20 protein-coding genes are annotated in these 17,922 nt (G+C 66.6%); 11 read left to right on the top strand and 9 right to left on the bottom strand.

Translation table 11 applies throughout. The features are described 5' to 3' along the window. The first annotated feature begins 124 nt into the window (after positions 1 to 124). From VIK36_RS20865 to VIK36_RS20855, 3 genes are read left to right on the top strand one after another with little or no spacing between them, the layout of a single operon-like run. Positions 125 to 616 carry a GNAT family N-acetyltransferase gene (locus tag VIK36_RS20865; protein WP_324645328.1) on the top strand — a complete coding sequence of 164 codons (492 nt, stop codon included), beginning with the start codon at positions 125 to 127 and terminating at the stop codon, positions 614 to 616. Between the two features lie 41 nt (positions 617 to 657). Further along, a complete protein-coding gene (locus tag VIK36_RS20860) occupies positions 658 to 1,098 on the top strand; it encodes a MarR family winged helix-turn-helix transcriptional regulator (protein ID WP_255173681.1) in 441 nt (146 codons plus the stop codon). A 46-nt stretch (positions 1,099 to 1,144) separates the two neighbouring features. Then, positions 1,145 to 2,371 (top strand): MFS transporter, encoded by a 1,227-nt coding sequence (locus tag VIK36_RS20855; RefSeq protein WP_324643510.1) that lies wholly within the window; start codon positions 1,145 to 1,147, stop codon positions 2,369 to 2,371. A 121-nt stretch (positions 2,372 to 2,492) separates the two neighbouring features. Here the strand turns inward: VIK36_RS20855 and VIK36_RS20850 are convergent, their stop codons facing one another. The 3 genes from VIK36_RS20850 to rraA all read right to left on the bottom strand — a co-directional run bounded on the left by VIK36_RS20850 (position 2,493) and on the right by rraA (position 6,412). Continuing rightward, positions 2,493 to 3,935: a sugar porter family MFS transporter gene (locus VIK36_RS20850; protein WP_324643509.1), complete on the bottom strand. Its 1,443-nt coding sequence runs from the start codon at positions 3,933 to 3,935 to the stop codon at positions 2,493 to 2,495. Positions 3,936 to 4,164: 229 nt separating this feature from the next. Further along, the gene (locus tag VIK36_RS20845) at positions 4,165 to 5,829 is read right to left on the bottom strand and encodes an MDR family MFS transporter (protein ID WP_324643508.1); all 1,665 of its coding nucleotides are present in this window, start codon (positions 5,827 to 5,829) and stop codon (positions 4,165 to 4,167) included. Positions 5,830 to 5,950: 121 nt separating this feature from the next. Then, positions 5,951 to 6,412, bottom strand: a complete 462-nt coding sequence (gene rraA, locus VIK36_RS20840) for a ribonuclease E activity regulator RraA (RefSeq protein WP_324645327.1) — start codon at positions 6,410 to 6,412, stop codon at positions 5,951 to 5,953. A 156-nt stretch (positions 6,413 to 6,568) separates the two neighbouring features. Here rraA and VIK36_RS20835 point away from each other — a divergent pair, with 156 nt between their 5' ends. The 4 genes from VIK36_RS20835 (at position 6,569) to VIK36_RS20820 (ending at position 10,694) form a co-directional block, all read left to right on the top strand. After that, the gene (locus VIK36_RS20835; protein ID WP_324643507.1) at positions 6,569 to 7,852 is read left to right on the top strand and encodes an MFS transporter; all 1,284 of its coding nucleotides are present in this window, start codon (positions 6,569 to 6,571) and stop codon (positions 7,850 to 7,852) included. Positions 7,853 to 7,990: 138 nt separating this feature from the next. Further along, on the top strand, positions 7,991 to 8,599 hold the full coding sequence (locus tag VIK36_RS20830) for a TetR/AcrR family transcriptional regulator (protein WP_324643506.1): 609 nt from the start codon (positions 7,991 to 7,993) through the stop codon (positions 8,597 to 8,599). 289 nt (positions 8,600 to 8,888) lie between these two features. After that, the gene (locus VIK36_RS20825; RefSeq protein ID WP_324643505.1) at positions 8,889 to 10,088 is read left to right on the top strand and encodes an NADP-dependent malic enzyme; all 1,200 of its coding nucleotides are present in this window, start codon (positions 8,889 to 8,891) and stop codon (positions 10,086 to 10,088) included. Positions 10,089 to 10,190: 102 nt separating this feature from the next. After that, positions 10,191 to 10,694, top strand: a complete 504-nt coding sequence (locus VIK36_RS20820; RefSeq protein WP_324643504.1) for a DUF456 domain-containing protein — start codon at positions 10,191 to 10,193, stop codon at positions 10,692 to 10,694. Between the two features lie 2 nt (positions 10,695 to 10,696). Here VIK36_RS20820 and VIK36_RS20815 read toward each other — a convergent pair whose 3' ends face one another. Next, positions 10,697 to 10,927, bottom strand: a complete 231-nt coding sequence (locus VIK36_RS20815) for a hypothetical protein (RefSeq protein WP_324643503.1) — start codon at positions 10,925 to 10,927, stop codon at positions 10,697 to 10,699. 142 nt (positions 10,928 to 11,069) lie between these two features. Here VIK36_RS20815 and VIK36_RS20810 point away from each other — a divergent pair, with 142 nt between their 5' ends. After that, positions 11,070 to 12,047: a hypothetical protein gene (locus VIK36_RS20810; protein WP_324643502.1), complete on the top strand. Its 978-nt coding sequence runs from the start codon at positions 11,070 to 11,072 to the stop codon at positions 12,045 to 12,047. A gap of 11 nt (positions 12,048 to 12,058) precedes the next feature. Here the strand turns inward: VIK36_RS20810 and VIK36_RS20805 are convergent, their stop codons facing one another. Next, a complete protein-coding gene (locus VIK36_RS20805) occupies positions 12,059 to 12,700 on the bottom strand; it encodes a LysE family translocator (protein ID WP_324643500.1) in 642 nt (213 codons plus the stop codon). Between the two features lie 106 nt (positions 12,701 to 12,806). On the opposite strand from VIK36_RS20805, the gene VIK36_RS20800 reads away from it, so the two are divergent. After that, complete coding sequence (locus tag VIK36_RS20800; RefSeq protein ID WP_324643499.1) at positions 12,807 to 13,262, top strand: Lrp/AsnC family transcriptional regulator; 456 nt, start codon at positions 12,807 to 12,809, stop codon at positions 13,260 to 13,262. 7 nt (positions 13,263 to 13,269) lie between these two features. Here VIK36_RS20800 and VIK36_RS20795 read toward each other — a convergent pair whose 3' ends face one another. Together VIK36_RS20795 and VIK36_RS20790 are read right to left on the bottom strand one after the other, a co-directional pair. Further along, positions 13,270 to 13,917, bottom strand: a complete 648-nt coding sequence (locus VIK36_RS20795; protein WP_324643498.1) for a hypothetical protein — start codon at positions 13,915 to 13,917, stop codon at positions 13,270 to 13,272. Between the two features lie 115 nt (positions 13,918 to 14,032). Continuing rightward, positions 14,033 to 14,491 carry an Lrp/AsnC family transcriptional regulator gene (locus VIK36_RS20790; RefSeq protein ID WP_324645326.1) on the bottom strand — a complete coding sequence of 153 codons (459 nt, stop codon included), beginning with the start codon at positions 14,489 to 14,491 and terminating at the stop codon, positions 14,033 to 14,035. 328 nt (positions 14,492 to 14,819) lie between these two features. On the opposite strand from VIK36_RS20790, the gene gluQRS reads away from it, so the two are divergent. Together gluQRS and VIK36_RS20780 are read left to right on the top strand one after the other, a co-directional pair. Then, the gene (gene gluQRS / locus VIK36_RS20785; RefSeq protein ID WP_324643497.1) at positions 14,820 to 15,716 is read left to right on the top strand and encodes a tRNA glutamyl-Q(34) synthetase GluQRS; all 897 of its coding nucleotides are present in this window, start codon (positions 14,820 to 14,822) and stop codon (positions 15,714 to 15,716) included. Positions 15,717 to 15,748: 32 nt separating this feature from the next. Continuing rightward, positions 15,749 to 15,964 carry an AsnC family protein gene (locus tag VIK36_RS20780; protein WP_255173667.1) on the top strand — a complete coding sequence of 72 codons (216 nt, stop codon included), beginning with the start codon at positions 15,749 to 15,751 and terminating at the stop codon, positions 15,962 to 15,964. 11 nt (positions 15,965 to 15,975) lie between these two features. On the opposite strand, the gene VIK36_RS20775 is transcribed toward VIK36_RS20780, so the two are convergent. Next, positions 15,976 to 16,518 carry a flavodoxin domain-containing protein gene (locus tag VIK36_RS20775; RefSeq protein WP_255173666.1) on the bottom strand — a complete coding sequence of 181 codons (543 nt, stop codon included), beginning with the start codon at positions 16,516 to 16,518 and terminating at the stop codon, positions 15,976 to 15,978. A gap of 76 nt (positions 16,519 to 16,594) precedes the next feature. After that, positions 16,595 to 17,911 carry an ATP-binding protein gene (locus VIK36_RS20770; RefSeq protein WP_324643496.1) on the bottom strand — a complete coding sequence of 439 codons (1,317 nt, stop codon included), beginning with the start codon at positions 17,909 to 17,911 and terminating at the stop codon, positions 16,595 to 16,597. Positions 17,912 to 17,922: the final 11 nt, after the last annotated feature.

Genomic DNA, 17,922 nt, shown 5'->3' with positions numbered 1-17,922 from the left:
CCGCCTTCCGGACTAACCGACGTACTCGACAAACCGCGACGCCGGCACCCACGCGGGTGCCGGCGTCGCGGTTTGTCTGTGCAAAGCTGGGCAGGTGATCCCTGCCCAAGATGCCGTTCCTGCCCTGTTCACTGCCGACGTCGACGGCGGCACGTTCCGCCTCCGCCACGCCACCCCGGCCGACCTCCCCGCCATGGTGCGGCTGCTGGCCGACGATGCCCTCGGCGCCGGGCGGGAAACCGCGCAGGACATGGAACCGTACGAGCATGCCTTCGACGCGATAGCGGCAGACCGGAACCATCTGCTGGTGGTGGGCGAACTGGTGCCGCACGGCGAAGCCGCAGGCGCGGCAGTTGCCACCTTCCAGCTGAGTTTCCTGCCCGGCATCTCCCGGAAGGGTGCCTGGCGCTCGCAGCTCGAGGGCGTCCGGGTGGACGCGTCCCTCCGCAGCCAGGGGCTCGGGAAGCTGATGGTGGGCTGGGCGGTCGGGGAGTCCCGCAGGCGCGGCTGCACCCTGATGCAGCTGACCACCCATCAAAGCCGCACGGCAGCCCAGCGGTTCTACCAACAGCTGGGCTTCGAGGCCAGCCACGTCGGCATGAAGCTGGCCCTCTAGGCCTTGACCGTTAGGTACCCTAAATGTTAGGGTACCTAACAATGAATACCAATGATCCCCAGCTCCAGGAACTAGCCAGCGGGTTCCGCGAAGCCCTCCGCCACAGCGTCTACCTGGTCCGGCGCCTCGACGCGGACGGTGAACTCAGCGCCGCCCAGCTCAGCACGCTCAAGATGCTGCTCGGTGAAGGCCAGCGGGTCGGTGAAATCGCCCGGAACCTCGGGGTCCGCGTGCCCAGCGCCACCGAGCAGATCATCAAACTTGAACGCGCCGGCCTGGCCCGCCGCGAGCCGGATCCGGCAGACTCCCGTGCCGTCCGGGTGATCCTCACCCCCGAAGGCCGTGCCGCCGTCGACGCCGCCAACAAGCGCCGCAACCAGGTGATGGCCGACATCCTCAGCACCCTCACCGACCAGGACCGCAAAGCCCTGTCGGAGGCCCTGCCGGTCATCGACAAGATCAATGCATCCCTCCAGAACTGAACCAGCCACCCACCCCGAATCAGCCACGAACTTAGGAGTACCCTCCATGGACGGCCAGCTCGCAGAAACCCTGCCGGCACCAGAATCAACCCTGCAGGCCGAAAAGGCCTCATTCCTGAAGCAGCCCAAGGCGGTCTGGGCCACCGCCCTCGCCGCAGTGTTCGCCTTCATGGGCATCGGGCTGGTGGACCCCATCCTCCCGGCCATCGCCACCAACCTGGACGCCAGCCCCAGCGAGGTATCCCTGCTCTTCACCAGCTACTTCCTGGTCACCGCGCTGGCCATGCTGATCACGGGTTTTGTCTCCTCCCGGATCGGCGGCAAGAAGACCCTGCTGATCGGCCTGGCCGTCATCGTCGTCTTCTCTTCGCTGTCGGGCCTGTCCGGCAGCGTCGGTGAGCTGGTGGGCTTCCGCGCCGGCTGGGGGCTGGGCAACGCCCTCTTCGTGGCCACCGCCCTCGCCGTGATCGTAGGCGTGGCCAGCGGCGGCGCCGGAACCGCCATCATCCTCTACGAGGCCGCCCTGGGCCTGGGCATTTCGCTCGGGCCGCTCCTTGGCGCCCTCCTGGGCGGCTGGCAGTGGCGCGCACCGTTCTTCGGCACCGCCGTCCTGATGGCCGCCGCCTTCATCGCCCTGATCGCCCTGCTGCCCACGACCCCGCTGCCCGAACGCAAGGTGCGGCTGCGGGACCCCCTCCTGGCGCTGGGACACAAGGGACTGCGGACGACGGCGGCGAGCGGCCTGTTCTACAACTACGGCTTCTTCACCATCCTGGCTTTCACCCCGTTCATCCTGGGCATGGACGCGTACGGCATCGGCGGAGTCTTCTTCGGCTGGGGCGTAGCCGTGGCGGTCTTCTCCGTCTTCGTGGCTCCGCCGCTGCAGGCCCGCTTCGGCGCCGTGAAGGTCCTGACGGGCACGCTGTTCCTGCTCATGCTGGACCTGGCCGGCCTGGGACTGGCGGCCGGGCACTCGGTTCCTGCCGTCGTCGTGCTGGTGATCGTTGCCGGTGCACTCCTGGGCGTCAACAACACCATCTACACCGAACTGGCCATGGGCGTCTCCGATTCGCCCCGGCCCGTGGCATCCTCCGGCTACAACTTCGTCCGCTGGATGGGTGGCGCGCTGGCCCCGTTCGCGGCAGCCCAGCTCGGCGAGCACTTCGGCCCGCAGGTTCCGTTCTTCGCCGGCGCCGTGGCCATGGTGATTGCCATCCTGATCGCGTTCGGCGGCCGGGCCTACCTGTCCTCGCACGAACCGCACGTCGTGTAACCGCCGCACTTTTAGGCAGTAAACAGCAAACCCTCCACCACGCAATGTGATGGAGGGTTTGCTGTTGTCCGGCGAAAGCTGATGGGGCGTCGCCGGAAAGGCCGCGGGATGTGATGGGGCGTTACTTGGCTTTCGCTGAACCCTTCGGCACGAACAGCGTCTCGGCCTGCTCCAGGGACATGCCGTTGGTCTCCGGCACCTTGAACATGACGAAGAAGAAGGACGCGGCAGCGAACAGGGCGTACATGGCATAGGTCAGCGGCAGGGACGCGGACGCCATGACCGGGAAGCTGAGGGTGATCACGAAGTTGGCCACCCACTGCGCGGCAGCTGCGAGGCCCAGGGCCCGGGCGCGGATCCTGGACGGGAAGATCTCGCCCAGGAGCACCCACACCAGGGGTCCCCAGGAGGCGCCAAAGCTGACCACGAACACGTTGGCGGCAACCAGGGCCACCGGACCCCACGCACCCGGGAGGGTGATGTTCTCGCCGGAGCCGATGGCCGAGGAGAACGCCAGGGCCATGGCGCCCAGGGACACGGCCATTCCCACGGAGCCGGCGAGCAGGATGGGCCGCCGTCCCACGCGGTCCACCAGGGCAATGGCCACCAGGGTAACCAGGATGTTGGTGATGGAGGTTGCCACCGAGATGGCCAGGGAGTCCTTCTCCTGGAAGCCCACAGCCTTCCACAGCGTGGTGGAGTAGTAGAAGATCACGTTGATCCCCACAAACTGCTGCAGCACGGACAGGACGATGCCCACCCAGACCACTGCCTGCAGGCCCAGGGTCTTGCCGCGCAGCGAGCCCTTCTGGCCGGCCACCTTGTCTTCCTCGATGGCTTCCTGGATCTCGCGGATGTGCCGGTCGGTGTCCTCGGCGGGGGCGATCGAGGCGAAGACCTTCCGGGCCTCGTCCTCCTTGCCCTTGAACACGAGGAACCGCGGGGACTCGGGCAGGGTGAAGGCAATCCAGCCGTAGACCACGGCCGGGACGGCGGCAGCGAGGAACATCCAACGCCATGCCTCAATGCCCAGCCAGAAGCGCTGGTCCGCGCCGCCGGCAGTGGTGGCCAGGAGCGCGTCGGACAGCAGGGCGGCGAAGATACCGGTGGTGATGGCCAGCTGCTGCAGCGAGGCCAGGCGGCCGCGCACCTGCCGCGGCGAAATCTCGGAGATGTAGGCCGGAGCGATGACCGATGCCAGGCCGATGCCCAGCCCGCCCACCAGGCGCCAGAACACCAGGTCCCAGACGCCGAAAGCGAACCCGGTGCCCAGGGCGCTGACCAGGAACAGCAGCGCGCCCAGTTTCATGGCGGGGATGCGGCCGTGCCGGTCCGCCACCTTGCCGGCCAGGAAGGCGCCGGCCGCGCAGCCCAGGAGGGCAATGGCCACGGCGAAGCCTGTCACGGCCTCGGAGAGCGCGAATTCTTCCTTCAGGGCATCCACGGCCCCGTTGACCACGGACGAGTCAAAGCCGAAGAGGAATCCGCCCACCGCCCCCGCGAGCGCCAGCCAGATCACCCGCCGCGGAATCCCGGTGGTGGTCTGCTCCTGTGCAGTGGGCATGGTTCTCCCTGGGTTTGGGGTTTTATGGATGCGGTGCGGACGTCGTCGGCTGCGGTACCGGCCAAAGGGGCCGGCGCACACGCGCTAAACAGTGTGGCACGTCACCGCCCTAGGTTCCACTTGGCGCCCCTGTCCCCTTAAGCGACTGTCCCCTTAAACGCCGGACGACGACGGCGGGCCGTGCCGCCGTCGTCGTCCGTTCAGTGCGCTCCCGGGCTGGGGCACCCGGCTAGTGCGCCGGAATCTCCATGCTGTCCCTGTCCTGCGGGGATTCCTTCTGGTCGGTCAGCTTCTTCCGGGGGAGGGCGAAGCTGATGAGGAAGGCCAGGCCCGTCAGGGCTGCCGCCGTCAGCATCACCGTGTCAATGGACGTGGCGAAGCCTTCGGTGATGGGCCTGGTCAGGGTGCTGTTGGCGGTGTGCAGCCAGCTGGTGTCGTTCAGGGAGTCGTTGGACGCACCGTTCTTGAAGAAGTCGTACAGCTTGGCGTTGGCCGGGTCCGACGCGACGGCGGGGTCCTTGAGCACGGCCAGGTAGGCGGGGTCCGTGGCGGCGGCCTTCATGCTGTCGGCGATCCGGCTGGCAGCCAGGCTGAACAGCATGGAGATGAAGACGGCGGTTCCTACGGCACCGCCCATGGAGCGGAAGAACGCTGCCGAGGAGGTCCCCACGCCCATGTCCCGCGGCGGTACCGAGGTCTGCATGGCCAGCGTGAGCGGCTGCATGCAGAAGCCCAGGCCCACTCCGAAGAACACCGCAATCAGGCCCGGCACCCACAGGTCCGTGTCTACTCCCAGCGAGAAGCCCATCACCAGGGCCGCCGCCGTCAGGATTCCGGTACCCATGATGGGAAAGATGCGGAACGTGCCCGAGGCGGAGATGGTGCGGCCGGCCGTGATGGATCCGAACAGGATGCCCACCGTGAAGGTGATCATCATCAGGCCGGCTTCGGTGGGGGTGAGGCCCTTCACGAGCTGGAGGTACATCGGGAGCATGGCGATGGCGCCGAACATGCCGATGCCGATGATGAAGTTCAGCAGCGAGGACAGGCCGAACGTGACGTTGTGGAAGAGCCGCAGCGGGATGAGGGCGTAGTCGCCGGCGCGTTTTTCCGCCAGCAGGAACCAGGCAATGCCCACCACGCCCAGGCCGTAGCAGAGGAAGGAGTTCAGCGAGGTCCAGCCCCAGGTGCGGCCCTGTTCGGCCACCAGGAGGAGGGGAACGATGGCTACGGTGATCGCTGCCGCGCCCCAGTAATCGATCTTCTGCTTGAGGTGCTTTGCGGGCAGGTGCAGGAACAGGAACACCACCGTCAGGGCGGCGAGGCCGATGGGAATGTTGATGAAGAACACCCAGCGCCAGCCGTCGAATCCCAGGATGTTGGCGGAACCGGCGAACGCGCCGCCCACCACCGGCCCCAGGACCGAGGAGATTCCGAACACGGACATGAAGTAGCCCTGGAACTTGGCACGGTCCTTGAGCGAGACGATGTCGCCGATGATGGTCAGTGCCAGGGCCAGCAGGCCGCCGGCACCCAGGCCCTGGATGCCGCGGGCAATGGCCAGTTCGGTCATCGAGTGCACGGACCCGGCGTAAAGCGAGCCCACCAGGAAGGCGGCGATGGCGGTCAGGTACAGCGGGCGGCGCCCGAAGATGTCGCTCAGCTTGCCGTAGAGCGGGGTGCTGACCGTGGACGTGATCAGGTAGGCGGTGGTGGCCCACGCCTGCAGGGAGAGTCCGTCCAGGTCGTTGGCGATGGTGTAGATGGACGTGGAGACGATGGTCTGGTCAAGGGATGCCAGGAACATGCCCAGCATCAGGCCCACCATTACTGTGACGATCTGGCGTCGCGTCAGGGTTTCGCCGGCGCCTGGCGCGGCAGTGGCTTTGGACATGGGTGCTCCAAGGGAAGAAAAAGGATATAAGCAGCGATAGTTGCTTTCAGTAACTATCTTACTGGTTCTTTCTATTCCCCGCCGTGCGTATTTTGTTGCTGAAGCTTTTGCCCGTCCGCCCTTACGGTTCCACGAGGATGCCGTCGGGGTCGCACCAGACGGTGGCTCCGGGGCGGAACGTCACGCCGTCGATCACCACGTCCACGTCGACCTCGCCGGCTCCGGCCTTCCGGCTCTTCCTGGGGTTGCTCCCGAGGGCCTTGACGCCGAGGTCCAGTTCAGCGATTGCCAGCCGGTCGCGGATGGCGCCATTGATGACGACGCCGGCCCAGCCGTTGGCGACGGCGCTTTCGGCGATCATGTCCCCCATCAGGGCAGTGCCCAGCGAGCCACCGCCGTCCACCACCAGGACGGCACCGTTCCCCGGCGAGCCGAGCGTGGACTTCACCAGGGCGTTGTCCTGGAAACAGCGGATGGTCCTGACCGGACCGCTGAAATGGGACCGGCCACCCAGGGACTGGAACTGCAGGGACACCGATGCCAGTGCGTCGCCGCGCTCATCATAGAGATCGGCAGTGTTCATGGCCGGTGCGGATCCGTTTCCTGCTGGTGTGGTCACGTGGCTCTCCTCGCGTAGTGATGGATTATGCACATCCGGCGCCTGGCGCAGGGCGGCGCGTTACCGCCCACGATAGTCTGATCCCACCGCCAACCGGCCGTACCAGGGGGAGCCAAACCAATGAGTGTGTCCAATACGCCCGCGCCGGATGGTACCTTCGCCGGCCACGCCCCGGCCGCGGCGCTCGCCGAACCGGTTGAGCGGGTCACTGCCCGCTGGGTGACCGGGCTGGTGCTGGTAAACGTGGGGATTAATGCCGCTTTCTTCGGCCCCATCAACGTCTTCATCGGCCAGCAGGCCATCAGCATCGATGCACCCGCCAAGGAAGCCATCCTGTCCCTGGTCACGGCCTGCGGCGCGGCGGTGTCGCTGGTGGCCAACCCCCTGTTCGGTGCGCTGTCGGACCGGACCACGTCACGGTTCGGGCGGCGCGCGCCGTGGGTGCTGGCCGGGGCAGTGCTTGCCACCGCGGCGCTGCTGGCCATGTCCTTCTCGGGTGCGGTGGCGCTCATGGTTCTCTTCTGGTGCCTGGTGCAGCTGGGCGCAAACGCCGCCTACGCCGCCATCACCGCCGCAGTCCCGGACCGGGTGCCGGTGGTCCAGCGCGGGGGAGTGGGCGGACTCGCGGCAATGGGCCAGACCCTCGGCATCCTCACGGGGGCGGTATTTGGCGCCGTGGTCTCCGGGAACTTCATGGTGGGCTACTGGCTCTGCGCAGGTGCGCTGCTGTTCTCCGTGCTGCCGTACCTGTTCCACCGGAACGACCCGGCGTTGCCGAAGTCCGAGCTGGAGTCCTTCCGGCCCCGCGTTTTCCTCAAGGGCTTCTGGATCAGCCCCCGGCGCTACCCCGACTTCGCCTGGGCCTGGCTGACCCGTTTCCTGGTCAATGTGGGCAACCAGCTGACCATCGTCTACCTCCTCTTCTTCCTGCGCGACGTTATCCACCACGGGGATCCCGCAACGGGGGTGCTGGTCCTGACCGGCATCTATGCCGTGATGGTGATGATCACTGCCGTCGTCGCGGGGCCTTGGAGTGACAGGGTGGGGCGGCGGAAGCCCTTTGTCATCGGGTCCTCCGCCACCATCGCCATGGCCGGTGCCATCATGGCGTTCTTTCCTGTCTGGCCCGGTGCGCTGGCCGGTGCCGCGGTCCTGGGCATCGGGTTCGGCGCCTACCTGGCCGTGGACTTTGCGCTGCTGACCCAGGTCCTGCCCTTCGCCGTCAGCCGGGGCAAGGACATGGGCGTCATCAACGTCGCCAACTCGCTGCCGCAGGTGGTTGCCCCGGCTTTGGCGCTGCTGGCCGTGAACTACTGGGGCGGCTACCGGACACTGTTCCTCACCGCCGCTGCAATTGGCCTCCTGGGCGCCGTCTTCGTGGTGAAGATCAGGGGCGTCGACTGACCCCTTGGGGGCCTGAAGATAAGGCCGCTGACTAATTAGGGCACGTGCCTGTGCCGTATAGTTGAACCGGGCTGCAGGGCGGTACGGAAGTGGGGGCGCTCCTGGCCGCAGTCCCTACGACACAACCCCGGAATGCTGATGCCCGAGACTTTTTCAGACCATCCGCCCATGGCCGCCAGGCCTTCCGCTCCACGCCAGCGCATCCGCTACGCACGGATCCTTGATACCGCCGCCGGGTTTGCCCGCACGGGGCTTGATGCCGTGGAACTCTCCCAGGTCGCAGAAAAAGCAGACGTACCGCTGGGCACGCTCTACCGCTACTTTCCGTCCCCCACCCATCTGATGCTGGCGCTGTACCGGCAGCAGCTGGACGAACTGCAGGCAGGCTCCCGCGGCTCGTCCGCCCGCTTCCGGGGTCGCGCACTTTCCGGCCTGCTGATGGAAATTTTCCACATGCGCGTCATGCAGCCGGCGGTGGAGCAATGCCTTAGCCGGGGCGTGTACCTGCCGGACAAGGACACCACGGAACTCCTGCGCGAGATCGATGCACTCAGCGAAAAGCTCGTAGCGGGCGCCTGCGGTGATGCCGTGGGAGCAAGGGTCCTCCTCCTGACGGTCACTGGTCTGGTCCAGTCCGTACGGAACCGCCGGCTTTCGCTCTTCGAAGCCGAGGAAGACCTCAAAAAGGCCTGCGGACGGTTGTCTCCGGGAGACGAGGCCGGGTTAACAGTGAGTCGATCGGCGTAACTGGTCTAGACCAAAGCTGGATTAAATCCGCCTTAATGGCGTGATGCGGACCACATAAATGGCTGGTAAAGCGTTTTATCGCGCGCCGTCGTTGTCAAGAGGTACCACCCGGGCAGTCCGGGGCTGCCTACCATGGAGGCACAGGAGCGGCAGGGCGGAAACATCCCCGGCGTTCCCACGGACCCGCCACCCCTGGGTTTCCTGTCGCACTACTTTTCCATGCTGGGCCCGCTGCCGGGCTCCAGTCCCATGTGCCGTGCGCCCACGGCAAGCACCAGGAGACAACGACGTGTCCATTGACGCAATCACCGCCACCGACAACTCAGCAGCGACTGCCCTGACCGAAGACGAGATCTTCAGCGCCCACCAGGGCGGCAAGCTGTCCGTCACCAGCACTGTTCCGCTGTCCAACAAGCGGGACCTGTCCATCGCCTACACCCCGGGTGTCGCCGAGGTCAGCCGCGCCATCCACGCCAAGCCCGAACTCGCACGCACGCTGACCTGGGCCGAGCGCCTGGTGGTCGTTGTCAGCGACGGCACGGCCGTCCTGGGCCTGGGCAACATCGGTGCCAGCGCCTCGCTGCCCGTCATGGAAGGCAAGTCCGCCCTGTTCAAGACCTTTGGCGACCTTGACTCCATCCCGCTGGTCCTCAACACCACCGACGTGGACGAGATCGTGGAAACCCTGGTCCGCCTGCGCCCCAGCTTCGGCGCCGTAAACCTTGAAGATATCTCGGCGCCGCGCTGCTTCGAGCTCGAGGAAAAACTCATCGAAGCCCTGGACTGCCCGGTCATGCACGATGACCAGCACGGCACCGCCGTAGTTGCCCTTGCCGCGCTCACCAACGCTGCCAAGGTGACCGGCCGCGGCCTGGAAGGGCTGAAGGTCGTGGTGTCCGGCGCCGGCGCGGCAGGAATCGCCGTCGCCGAAATCCTCCTCGCAGCCGGCATCACCGATGTGGTCCTGCTCGATTCCCGGGGCGTCATCAACAGCGGCCGGGAGGACCTTGCCGCCAGCCCCGGGAGCAAGAAGGCGGACATCGCCGGCCGCAGCAACCCCCGCGGCATCACCGGCGGCCCTGCTGAAGCCCTCGCTGGAGCCGACGTGTTCATCGGCGTCTCCTCCTCCAAGCTGGACGAGGCACACCTGGCCTCCATGAACCAGGACGCCATCGTCTTCGCCCTCTCCAACCCGGACCCCGAAGTCCTGCCCGAGGTTGCCGTGAAGTACGCCGCCGTCGTGGCCACGGGCCGCAGCGACTTCCCCAACCAGATCAACAACGTCCTGGCGTTCCCGGGCATCTTCCGCGGTGCCCTTGACGCAGGGGCCCGCCGCATCACGCCGGCTATGAAGCTGGCCGCGGCACGTGCCATAGCCGAGCTTGCCGCCGAGGACCTGTCGGCGGATTACATCGTCCCCAGCCCGCTGGACCCGCGCGTGGCCCCGGCGGTCACCGCCGCCGTCGCCGCAGCGGTGGAAGCGGAGTAGGACTCCTTTCCCCCGGAACAACGACGGCGGTGCCTCCTTCCCGGAAGGAGGCACCGCCGTCGGGCGTTAAGGCGCTGAACCAGGCCACCTAGACTGGGCATCATGAGCTCCGAGACCGTGGTGACCATCCTGTGCGGCCTGGCGATCCTGGTGGGGGTAGCCGGCACGATCATTCCCGTCCTGCCCGGGAGCGTGCTGATCGGTGTCAGCCTGCTGGCGTGGGCCATCTGGGGCGGTGCCGGGACGGCGGGGTGGGTGGTGTTCGCGGTGGCCATGATCTTTGTCGCCGCGGGAATGACGGCAGGTGCCGTCCTGACCGGCAGGAAACTCAAACAGCACGCCATTCCCAGCCGCAGCATCGTGGTGGCATTGGTGGCGGGCGTCGTGGGGATGTTCATCATCCCCGTGGTGGGGCTCTTCGTGGGCTTTGCTGCCGGCCTGCTGGCCAGCGAGTTCCTTCGCACGCGCAACTTTACGACGGCGGCGAGGTCCAGCTGGGCCGCCCTGAGGGCCACCGGCGTGGGTATGCTCGCTGAATTCGGGCTCGCGTGCCTTGCGGCCAGCACCTGGGTGATCGGTGTGTGGATCGCCGCCGCGAACGGCTGATTCTAGAGTCCCAGACCTCCGAGCTTGTCGCCCAGGCCGCCGGGAAGTTTGTCGCCGAGTCCGCCGGGAAGCCTGGAGAGCAGTTCGGCCGGGTTGATGCCGAGTTTGGCCAGCAGCCCGGCATGCTGCTCGGTGTCCACCTGTTCCGGCAGTTCCGACTCTGCCTGTGAGGCTTTGCCCTGGTCTCCCTGGGACCGCAGGAGTTCAAGGATCTGGTTCTTGTCGATTTGCATGGCATTCTCCTCAACGGGATTTATTTACTAAGGGTGCTTACTACCTTTCCTGAAAATGATGTTCGGGACAAGGCCTTCACCATGTCTGTGCTCAGCGATGCAGCGCATCGAGCAGCCAACAGCTGCCGGTTAGCATTTAAGGATGAGCGCCGGGGAGACCGCACCGATTTACTGGGACAGCCGCGACCTCACGCCTTTCGGACAGGCACAGCTGCGCACTCCTGTCCATGACCTTGCCGGGGGAGTGGGTGGCCTGCTGACCGGCGTCCTGGGCGGACGCAATCCCGCATTGCTGTCCATCGACGGCGAGGTGCCCCGGCTCAAGCGGCTGCTGCCCAAGCCTGCCAAAGCGGTCCACGAAGCCGTCTTCACCAGCCGCGAGCCGGAACGCCTGATCACCCTGGCCCGCGCCTACCCCGGATGGGCCGGGCTCTGCTACCTGATGGCCGGGCTGCTGGTGTACAAGCACGGCGGCTATCTGCGCGCTTCCGAGCTCCTCCAGCGGGGGCTCACCACCAGGAACGACGATGAAGCCAACAGGTACTCCTCCACCTACCTCACCAGGATCGTCACCCGGATCGAGCTGGCTGAGCGGGTGGAGATCCCCGTCCTGTTCAGCGAGGAATCGGTGTTCCTGGCCCTGGCCCACTCGTTGCGCGAGACCGGCCGCACCGAGGCTGCGCTCGACGCGCTGACCGGGCTGCCGCCGTCGCTTCCCATGGCCCTGGCACGCTGCTCCCTTGCCCTCAGCCTGGGCCGAAGCCGCACGGTCATCGACTGGACGGAGGGGCTGCTGAACGCGGACGACCTCTCCGCTGCCCTGCTGCTGGTCCGTGCCCGCGCCCTGCGCAGGGAAGGCCGGCTGGACGCTGCCCACCAGGCGATCGCCGAGGTCCTGCGCCGCCGCAAGACGCACCTTGCGCTGCGCAATGACGCACTGACGGACCGGGCGCTGCTGGTCCTGGAATCGAGCCGCCGCTCGCTGAATCCGCGCGACTGGGGACGCCGGCGCGGGGACCCTGAACCCCAGCGGGAGCTGGAGGCTCCGGCGCCCATCCGCAAGGATGAGGAAATGCGCCGGATCTGGGAGCAGGACTGGAAGGAACTCAGCGGGGATTAGGACCCGTTGGCCTATGAGCGGTTGGCCAGGAACGGCAGCAGTTGCTCGCCGAGCAGCACAGTCCCCAGGACCACCATGATGATCCCGCTGGCCAGGGTCACCGCCCGCGCTGCGCCGGGCCTGCTCTGCAGCAGCGTGCGCGACAACAGGGCCACCACCGTATAAACCAGGCCCGCCAGCCCCACGAAGGTCATGCCCAGGAGGCCCGACTGCACCGGCACAGGCAGTGACGCGTCGGCGCTGACGAACTGCGGAATGAGGGCCACGTAGAAGAGCAGGCCCTTGGGATTGATGCCGCTGGTGCCCATGCCCTGCAGGAAGGTGCGCAGCTGTGTTCCGGGACCGACGGCGGCATCCGCACTGAAGCTGGCGCCGCGCCATGACCGGAGGGTTCCCACCCCGAGCCACAGCAGGTAGCCGGCGCCCGCCAGGGTGATCCAGCCCAGCACTCCGGGCATTCCGGCCAGCACCGCAGCCAGGCCTGCCACCAGCAGGGCCGTGTGGAGGACGTACCCGCCGCAGAGCCCTGCGACCGCGGGGACAAAACTGCGCTGCCGGAGACCGGCCGCAATGGTGTAGGCCCAGTCCACGCCCGGGGTGCAGGCCAAGGCGGCGGCCACCACCAAAAAGGCCAGGAACAGCTGCGGGTTCATGCGTTTCTCCTGTCTAAGGGCTCTCAGGAGCAACCATAGGGAGAATCGGGCCAAAAGTGCTGTCCGGTTTTCGCCCGCCCTGCGGCAACGGCAGTATATTTATTGCGTGTTGGATCGAATTGACAGAAATATCTTGCGCCACCTCCAGGAGGACGGCCGGATGACTGCCACCGCCCTCGCTGCGAAGGTGGGCCTCACGGTGGCCCCGTGCCACCGCCGGCTCCGGGACCTCGAGCAGTCCGGAGTCATCCGCGGGTACAAGGCGGACATTGACCCCGCGGCCGTGGGCCTGGGATTCGAGGCGATCGTGTTTGTCACGCTCCGCCAGGTGGACAGGTCCACGATGGAGATCTTTGAGAACCGGGTGGCGGAGAATCCCAACATCATTGAGGCGCAGCGGCTGTTCGGGTCACCGGACTACCTGCTGAAGATCATCGCGGCGGACCTGCCGGCCTACCAGCGCTTCTATGACACCGAGCTCACATCCCTGCCCGGGGTGGAGCGGCTGACCTCAACGCTGGTCATGAAGAACCTGAAGTCCAACGCGGGGCCGCCGGTGTAGCAGCCGCCTAAGGTTTACCAGTGGCAGCGATTCCGGCCTGGGCCTCAGGGGTGTCGTACTTTCCGGCGAGGTGCACGGAGTAGATGAATGTCATCCGGCCGGTGTCGTGGTTGGAGAGGATTTCGGCGGAAAATACTGTTCCCGTCTTGTTGCCCATTCCGGGATTCCACTGCTTTTTGCCGGAACCGTCTTTGAAGTCGGTGCCGATAGGTTCGGCGTCCTGGAGAATGACGAACCCGAGTTCATCCGCAGCCCGCCTGATTTCGGCGTTGGCGTCCTGTGCGTCCGGGTAGTTGATGAAAATGTCGATGTGGTCCACCGTGTTGTCCGCGCCGGGACGGATGCGGATGGTGTCGGTCCGCATGTCGACCACGCCGCGGGGCGTGGTCATGCTGACATCGATCAGCTTGCCGGAATCCGCTGCCACCAGGGCTCCGTCGGATCCTGAGGGAAGCCCGAGGGCGGACAGGTCCAGTGGCAGGCGGGTGAAGTCGAAGGCCACCTTCCCGCTGCTCTTAATCGCGTTGATGCCGTCCTTGGTGAATTGTGAATTGCCGTCAGCCACGATGGGCGCTTTTTCCCGGGCCGGCATGAACGCGCAGCCGGACAACAGGAGCACGCTGGCCAGGAGTGCGGCGGCCGAAAGGCGCCTCACTGGATGCCCGCAGCTTCGACGTCTGTGCCGCAAAAGTCCCACGCCATGGTTGTCCCCCCGGTGAATTCCTGGATGCCAGCCTAGCGGCGCGTGCCGGACCCGGCGATGGGGAGGGCTATCCTTCGAGCAGGCCGGTGGTGCGGTACGGGATGACCTCGCGCAGGAACATGCTGGTGGACGTCCGGACAATGCCGGGGCAGAGCCGGATTTCTTCGGAGACCCGGTAGAGGTCGTCAGGGCTTTTGGCCACCACGCGGATGAGGAGGTCGGTATCACCGGCCGGCGCGTGGCACTCGAGAACTTCGGGGATCCTGCGCAGCGCGGCGATGGCCTCGTTCAGGTGGCTCTGGTCCAGTTCTGCGCTCACGGCCGCGGCCACACCCCTGCCGAGGGCCGACGGGAGTACGCGGCTGCTGTTGGGGCGCAGTGCCCCCGATGCCGACATCCGTTCCAGCCGCGACTGCACGGTTCCCCGGGCCAGGCCCAGCTTCTGTGCCAGCACCATGATCGGGACGCGCGGGTCTTCGTCCAAGGCGTTCAGGATGCGCTTGTCCGTGGCGTCCAGTTCCTGCAATCTGACCACTTCCTGCCTGCTTCATCGTCAGGATTTGATCAGAATGACTAATCCAAGTCCTGCTTGTTGTTCCAACTGTATGAGGTCTGCTCAAATAGTGGCAACAAGGGCAAAAGCTACCGCTGGAACCCGCAGGCTTACAGGTTTCCCGGCACACCACCCGGCGCCCTGGACACCGCTTCCCGCAAGGAGGCCGCCGCTGGATGAGACTTGTTCACACCATGCTCACTCTGCAAACACGGCAAGAGCCCCTGAGCTACCGACGTCGGACTTCCGCAGTCATCGGTAGCTGAGGGGCTCTTGTGTTATTCGGTCTAGGGTTGGTGTCATGACCCGTGCCGGCCGTTTCGCCCCCAGCCCCTCCGGTGAACTGCATGTCGGGAACCTGCGCACCGCCATTCTCGCCTGGCTCTTCGCCCGCTCCACAGGCCGCGCCTTCCTGCTGCGGGTGGAGGACCTGGACCGTGCCCGCACGGGCGCGGAAGCGGAGCAGTTGCGGGACCTGGCCGCCATCGGCGTCACCTGGGACGGTGACGCCGTAAGGCAGACGGCGCGCGCCCCCCTCTACGCTGAAGCGATCGCCCGCCTCCAGGACGCGGGCCTGACCTATGACTGTTTCTGCACGCGCCGCGAGATCCAGGAGGCTGCGTCGGCACCGCATGCCCCGCAGGGCGCCTACCCCGGGACCTGCCGCAACCTGGACCGCGCTGAGCTGGAGTTCAAGCGCTCCATCCGGCCCTCAGCCCTCAGGCTGCGGGCCGAGGTCGCCGAGTTCACCGTGACCGACGTCCTCCATGGCCGGTTCACCGGCCTGGTGGACGACTTTGTGCTGCGGCGCAACGATGGCGTCACGGCCTACAACCTCGCCGTGGTGGTGGATGATGCCGAGCAGGGCATCGACCAGGTGGTTCGCGGTGATGACCTGCTCCCGTCCACGCCGCGGCAGGCCTATCTCGCCTCGCTTTTAAACATTCCCATACCGGAATATGCCCATGTTCCCCTGGTGGTAAATCAAGACGGCGCGCGGCTGGCCAAGCGCGACGGTGCGGTCACGCTTGCGGACCTGGCTCACTCCGGGGTGGGGGTGGAGGAGGTCCGGGACAGGCTGCTTGCCTCCGTTGGGCTGCCGGGCGGGACGCTGGAGCAGGCGCTGCCCGCATTCTGCCCCGCCGCCCTGCCCCGGGAGCCGTGGGTCTGGGAGCCCCTGGACGTCAACAAACGTTGACGCCCCCCGCTGCGTCAACTAATGTTGACGCCATGGAGGTGGACCGGATGAAGACGCTGGTTGGATCGATGGACGGCAAAGGGCCGGCCGAGGCGCTGCATGCTGTCGCGGAGTTGCAGAGGGAAGTGAGCCGGGCCGAATCGGCCCTGGTCCGCAGTGCGCGCCAGGCCGGATTGTCCTGGGAAGCGATCGCCCTCTGCCTGGGCGTCAGCAAGCAGGCCGTCCACCGGAAGTACGGCAAGCGGTAAGGCGGCCGCGCCTACTCCGGCGCCTTCTGCTCGAAGGGGGCCACGAATTCCTCCGCGAACCGCCGCACGCCGTCCCACTCGGTGTAGATGTAGTCGCGGCCGGTATCCGTATCGGTGCTGCCCTGGCCGCTGACGATATTCTTCATCATCATCCGTTTGAGGAACCCGTACTGGGTGTAGAGGAGGGCCCCGCCAAACAACGCCACCTTGGCGGGGTGCCAGCCGGTACTGTCCTCGAACTCAGCAACGCGTCTCTCCGCCTCTTCCGGGTCCCCATGCGCGGAGAGGCTGACGGAAAACAGGGCGGCCGGCACCTGCTCCAGGGCATCCCGGTTCCTGCGGACGAAATCCGCCACGAATCCCTCGTGCTTTCCGGCGTGGATGGAAGCACCCACGATGACGCCGTCATAGCCGCCAGGGAGGTCGTGGGCGGCATGCTTGAGGTCCAGCGTCCCGGCCTCATGGCCGCGGGCCTGCAGCACATCGGAGATGTACTCGGCGATCCGGGCCGTCTGGCCCTCGGTGGTCCCATAGGGGATCAGAATCTTTGCCATACCCACCACTCTGGCGTCCTGACAGGACCGGGCAAAGGGGCAAAAGTCCCGGCGCGGCGGCCCGGACAACCGGCGGCTAGACCCGCCCCAGCGCCTCGATGTCCTCGAGGAAATCAGCCTGCACTTCGGCGCTCACGGTAGTCCGGGTATCACCAATGGCATCGAGGTAGTCCTGGGTGGAGGGGCCCTTCCGGACTGCCTCCCGGACCGAAACATCGCCCCCCGAGGCCAGCCCGCCGTCGTCGTACACTGCTTTCTCCAGCGCCCGCTGGGAGGCGCTGCGGGCGGCATACTCAATGTCTGCCGGCGAAAAGCCCTCCGTGCGTTCCACCAGGAGCTCCACATCTACAGCGTCCACGACGGCGGCGGGAATGAAGCGCTGCCACATGGCCTCGCGTGCCTGCCGGTCCGGCAGCCCGATGGGAATGACGTAGTCGAACCGGCCGTGGCGCAGGAAGGCGGAGTCCAGGGCGCGGATGAAGTTGGTGGCGCAGACCAGGAGCCTGCCGGGCTGTTCGCGGAATGCGGGGATGATCTTCAGCAGCTCGTTGGTCACGCCCTGCAGCGGCGACGGCGGGTCCCCGGCCCGCTGGGAGGCGATCTCCTCCACCTCGTCGATGAACACCACGGCGTGCTCCAGCTCGGCGATCTCCAGGAAAGTTTCGCGGAGCGCGCCGGCCAGTCCCTGGGGATCGCCGGCCAGCCGGGAGGGGAACACTTCCACGAATGGCCATTCGAGCCGGGAGGCGATTGCCTTGGCGAAGGTGGTCTTGCCGGTCCCGGGCGGACCGAAGAGGACGACGGCGCGCGGCGGCACCACGCCGAATTCATCAGCCAGGTCCGCCTCGGCGAGCGGAAGCACCAGGCGGCGTTCGAGCAGTTCCTTTTCCTTGCGCATGCCGGCCACGTTTTCCCAGAGATCACGCGCCAGGACGCGGCCGCCGAGCTGGCCAAGGGCGCCCAGCTCCTGGCGCTGGACCGGGATGGTGCGTTCGAAGTAGCGGAGGTTCTTCTTGAGCGCGAAGCCGCGGCCCAGGAACGCCTCCACCCGGGTTTCGGATTCCGGCATCAGCGCCGAGAGCTTGTTCAGGCCGTGCGGGGCCATGCGGTTTTCGACGGCGGCCAACAGTGACGTGCCGATGCCGCGGCCGCGGTACTCGGGCAGGGTGGCCAGGAACACGATCCAGCCCTGGTCGTGGGCGGCACGTCCGACGGCGGCGCCCACCACCTGTTCGCCCTGCACGGCGACCACGGCGTGGTCCTTCTCGCAGGACGCGAGGACCTCGGACAGGGCATAGACGGGCTCGACGTTGTGGGCCTTCAGCGTCTCCCACAGGTGCAGGATGCCGTCCAGGTCAGCCGAATGGAAATCCCTGATCCGCCAGTTGGTCATGGGTTTACTCC

The organism is Pseudarthrobacter sp. LT1 (genome assembly GCF_035621795.1).
Classification (GTDB): domain Bacteria; phylum Actinomycetota; class Actinomycetes; order Actinomycetales; family Micrococcaceae; genus Arthrobacter.
This window is presented reverse-complemented; position numbering and strand designations above follow the sequence as displayed.